5 protein-coding genes are annotated in these 4371 nt (G+C 65.1%); all 5 read left to right on the top strand.

Features of this window, described 5'->3' with window-relative positions; all coding sequences use genetic code 11:
* Nucleotides 1-105: 105 nt before the first annotated feature.
* The 5 genes from ACU0BR_RS13580 to ACU0BR_RS13560 all read left to right on the top strand — a co-directional run bounded on the left by ACU0BR_RS13580 (nucleotide 106) and on the right by ACU0BR_RS13560 (nucleotide 4297).
* Nucleotides 106-369, top strand: coding sequence for a hypothetical protein (locus ACU0BR_RS13580; RefSeq protein WP_446157373.1), 264 nt, complete (start codon nucleotides 106-108; stop codon nucleotides 367-369).
* 11 nt (nucleotides 370-380) lie between these two features.
* Nucleotides 381-632: a hypothetical protein gene (locus ACU0BR_RS13575; RefSeq protein WP_446157372.1), complete on the top strand. Its 252-nt coding sequence runs from the start codon at nucleotides 381-383 to the stop codon at nucleotides 630-632.
* 71 nt (nucleotides 633-703) lie between these two features.
* The gene (locus ACU0BR_RS13570; RefSeq protein WP_446157371.1) at nucleotides 704-1117 is read left to right on the top strand and encodes a SufE family protein; all 414 of its coding nucleotides are present in this window, start codon (nucleotides 704-706) and stop codon (nucleotides 1115-1117) included.
* Between the two features lie 371 nt (nucleotides 1118-1488).
* Nucleotides 1489-2463, top strand: coding sequence for a hypothetical protein (locus ACU0BR_RS13565; RefSeq protein ID WP_446157370.1), 975 nt, complete (start codon nucleotides 1489-1491; stop codon nucleotides 2461-2463).
* Nucleotides 2464-2533: 70 nt separating this feature from the next.
* On the top strand, nucleotides 2534-4297 hold the full coding sequence (locus ACU0BR_RS13560) for a DUF885 domain-containing protein (RefSeq protein ID WP_446157369.1): 1764 nt from the start codon (nucleotides 2534-2536) through the stop codon (nucleotides 4295-4297).
* Nucleotides 4298-4371: the final 74 nt, after the last annotated feature.

The raw sequence follows: 4371 nt of genomic DNA, 5'->3' as shown, positions 1-4371 counted from the left end.
CAATGTGGAGCGGATCGTGACCGACAGCGGCTATCACCTGACGCATGAGATCGAGGCACTGAGATCGTCCGAAACGCGTTCTCCGGATAAGGAAGGACAGTTCAAATGAGCTTCTGGTCCGCCATCGTCGTCATCGTGCTGATCATCGCGGTTACCCAGATGATGCGGGCACGCCATAATGCCAGCGCCGGTTTCGCCACCGATAAGGACGGCCAGCCGGTCGCGCGGCAAGGCAGCGGCGAGGAAGAGCAGCTTCGCGCCGAGATCGCCGAGCTGAAGGAACGGGTCCGCGTGCTGGAACGCATCGCCACCGACGAGCGCCAGAAGCTGGGCCTTGCCGAAGAAATCGAACTGCTGCGAGATCGCTGAGGAGGCCTGAGATGAGCTTCGAGATCAGTTCACTGGCTTTGATGGCCCTGACCGGCCTGACCATTATCACCGCCGCGCTGCTGTATGGCTGGCAGGGCTGGCTGACGCTGAAGATGCGGCAGGCGGAGATGGCGCACGATGGCGGCGGTCTCTCGACCTTTCGCGATCAGGGTGACGCCCCGGCTGCCGCGCGGATCGAGCTGGCCGACCTGAAGGAACGCGTCCGCAAGCTGGAAGCGATCGCCAGCGGCGTCGATCTTTAAGGCACCTGCCGGTAAGGCACTTGCGGCCAAGACACTTGCGGACGCCGGGCGGCGCGGCTAGCTCCGCCCGCATGCGATCCATCGATGACATTGCCGAGGAATACGAGTTCCTGGAGGGCGACGAACGTTACCGCCTGCTGATCGAACTTGGCCGCGAGCTGGAACCCATGCCTGCCGCGCTGAAGACCGAGGCGACGCAGGTGAAGGGCTGTTCCGCCGCGGTCTGGGTCTATCCGACGCGCACCGATGGCGATGCGCTGCATTTCATGGCCGACAGCAATGCCGCGATCACCAAGGGCATCGTGGCGCTGGTCATCGCGGCGGTGCAGGACCGCCCGGCCGCCGAAGTGGCGGAAACCGATATCGAAGAGGCGCTGGCGCCCTTCGACCTGCGCAACCAGCTGTCGTCCAACCGGACGCAGGGCGTGCCCAACATGATCGCGCTGATCCGCGAAACCGCCGCAAGGATCGCGGCGGGGGGCTGACAAGCGCCTGCCGCCTGCGCATTTCGAAAAGTGACAAAGGTGACACGTCCTACAGGGCGTGTCACCTGCCTCTGGCCACGCGATCGTGCGGCTTTGAACGCCAAAGGTGACACCTTGGGGGTGCGGGAAAACTCACGGTCTGAAAGAGCGGGCGGGGCCGAAATCGGCCAGCGGACGAATTATCGTCATGGCGCGGCGTAGGACAATAAATTCGCGCCCGAAGGACCTGCCCCGCCGCCATGCGCGGCGCGCCATCCGCCGATATTTCCCGCAGCGGATAACTCCAAAGAATTCGGCCTAACCCGAAGAACGCTGGCGCTTTTTTGCGGGCGCATTCAACCTGTGCGGATAAATTTCGCGTGGAGCGGAGCTTGACGGCAATTCATTACGATGCGCGGGTGGTCGACGATGTTCGCCGCGCGCAGATCTATGCGGGCGACATCCATGTGATATCGCCGCGCCCTGCCATGCAGGCGCTGACCGAATGGGCGCGCGAACTGCTGGTTCGCGGGTTTGGCGACGACGATCCCGAGATGCTGCAGCACCGCGTTCCGGTCGAACGCTTTGTCGAGCTGTTCGCGCCGATCAAGCCGCGCTTCATCCATCATCCGCAGAGCTGGGAACTGATCTGCGCGGTGGTCGAGGACATGGGGCTGGACCCGCGCACGACCTATCTCGACGTGCCGCGGCTGCGCGGGGTGACCAGCCATGGCTATCTGAGTTCGGGCGTCGGCTATACCTTTCCGATGCACCGCGACACATGGTGGGCCGCGCCGATGCAGCAGGTGAACTGGTGGCTGCCGATCTTCCCGATCGAAAGCGGCAACACCATGGCGTTTCACCCGGCGTGGTGGGACCGCCCGGTCGAGAACAGCTCGGGCAAGTTCGATTATTACGAATACAACCGCACGGCGCGCGGTGCGGCGGCGAAGCAGGTGAAGCGGGACACCCGCCCCCAGCCGCGCATCACGCAGGATCCGCCGCCTTTGGACACGCCATCGGTCCGGCTGGTCGCGCCGGTAGGCGGGGCGATCCTGTTCTCGGGTCAGCAATTGCATTCGACCGTGCCCAACGAAACCGGGCGCACGCGCTTCAGCATCGATTTTCGTACCATCGACATTGGTGATGTTAAGTCTGGCCGGGGCGCGCCCAATATGGATTCGGCCCCGGCGGGGACCTCGCTGCGCGATTTCCGGCGGGTAAGCGACCGGGCGCGCATGCCCGAGAAGCTGGCGCTGGCGGTCGATCCGCGCCGGATCGCGTTCAAAAAGGCGGTGTTCCAGCCGCCCGCCTCTCTGCTGGCCGAGCTGGCGGCGGAAACTGCGGCGAGGACGGTCGCGGCCTGACCGATTAGCGGCCCCTTGCGTTTCGCCAACCGGCTTGCGTGCGCGGCCCTGCCCGCGCATGAAACGGCCCATGCACAAACAAGCCGCACTGGTCGCCGCCCTTCTCCTCACGCCTGCCCTTTCCGTTCCGGCCCTTCCCGCCGCTACGCAGGGCGAGGCCAGCGCGGATGCCCGGTTGCAGGCGCTGTACGCGGCCGATCATGCGTGGATGATCGCCGACCGGCAGCGGATCGAAAAAGCGGACGGGCGCAGCGAGCCCGGACCGCGCCTGCCGTCGGTGACGCCCGAGGCCGAGACGCGGCGCGCGGCGCATGCGCGGGAGATGCTGGCGCGGCTGGATACGATTCCGACCGGGGAGCTGTCGGACGGCGAAAAGATCAATTCCGCCGTGTTCCGCGCTTTGCTGGAGGAGCGGATTGGCGATGCGGACTATCGCGTTCACGAGATGCCGTTCAATTCGGACAGCAACTTCTGGACCTATCTCGACGCGCGTTCGCCCTATGCCAGCATCGAGGAATACGAGAACTATATCGCCCGCATGCGCGACGTGCCGCGCTATTTCGCCGAGCATGTCGCCAATGCGCGCAGCGGGCTGGAGCGCGGCTTCAGCGTGCCGCGCGTCTCGCTGGAAGGGCGCGAAGCCTCGATCGAGCCTTACACGAGGGCCGAGGGCAATCCGTTCCTGACCGTGTTTGGCCAGATGCCCGCCAGCATCCCTGTCGCCGAGCAGGCGCGTCTGCGCTCCGAAGCGGAAGCGGCGGTCGCGGACAGCATCGTGCCTGCCTATGCAGAGCTGCTGTCGTTCATGCGCGAGGACTATCTGCAGAATACGCGCACCTCGCTGGCGGCGACCGAGATGCCTGATGGTGCAGCGTTCTATGCGCAGCAGATCCGCAAATACACCACGTTGGACCTGACCGCGCAGCAGATCCATGAGATCGGCCTGTCCGAAGTCGCACGGATCGAGGGCGAGATGCGCGCGATCATGGCAGAGGTCGGCTTTTCCGGCAGCATCGCTGAATTCAACGAGACGCTGCGCAATGAGCCGCAGTTCATCGCGCGCACGCCCGATGAGCTGATGGGCGTGTCGGCCTATGTGGCGAAGCGGGTCGACGGGCGGATCGGCGATTATTTCGGCTTTCTGCCGCGCCATCGCTTCGCGATCTGGCCGGTCGCGCCTGCGCTGGCGCCGTTCTACACCGCGGGGCGCGGCGGGCTGGATGCGTGCCAGATGAACACGCATGATCTGCCCTCGCGCCCGCTCTACAATATTCCCGCTCTGACGCTGCACGAATGCAGTCCGGGGCACAGTTTCCAGGCAAGCGTCGCGCTGGAACAGCCCGAAATGCCCGCGTTCCGGCGCGAGACCTATTTCAGCGGGTTCGGCGAAGGCTGGGGCCTCTACACCGAATATCTGGGCGAGGAGATGGGGATCTATCGCACGCCTTATGAGCGGTTCGGGCGGCTGAGTTACGAGATGTGGCGCGCGGCGCGGCTAGTGATCGACACCGGCATCCACGCCTATGGCTGGGACCGCGAGCGGGCCATCGATTACCTTGCCTCGCGCACCGCGCTGTCGCGGCACGAAGTGGGGACCGAGGTGGACCGCTATATCAGCTGGCCGGGGCAGGCGCTGGCATACAAGCTGGGCGAGCTGACCATGCGCCGCGTGCGCGCCAAGGCGGAGGACGCGCTGGGAGCGGGGTTCGACATTCGCAAGTTCCACGATGTCGTGCTGTCGCTGGGATCGGTTCCGCTGCCCGTGCTGGAGCAGCGGATCGACGCGTTTATCGCCGATGGCGGTCAGGGACTGCCGGGTGTCGCCTATGACTGAGGTTCTGGCGTTGGGGTCGCGGCCTGGATAGGCTGCGCAATCGATGAAAGGTGTGCGCCGTGATACTGCTGGCT

Source organism: Brevirhabdus sp. (genome assembly GCF_052826345.1).
The sequence above is the reverse complement of the archived record's forward strand: the minus strand, read 5'-3'. Positions and strand labels throughout refer to the sequence as shown.

Coding starts and splice junctions, on each gene's coding strand:
- ACU0BR_RS13560 (WP_446157369.1), top strand. CDS start 2,534: ATGCACAAACAAGCCGCACTGGTCGCCGCCCTTCTCCTCACGCCTGCC.
- ACU0BR_RS13575 (WP_446157372.1), top strand. CDS start 381: ATGAGCTTCGAGATCAGTTCACTGGCTTTGATGGCCCTGACCGGCCTG.
- ACU0BR_RS13570 (WP_446157371.1), top strand. CDS start 704: ATGCGATCCATCGATGACATTGCCGAGGAATACGAGTTCCTGGAGGGC.
- ACU0BR_RS13580 (WP_446157373.1), top strand. CDS start 106: ATGAGCTTCTGGTCCGCCATCGTCGTCATCGTGCTGATCATCGCGGTT.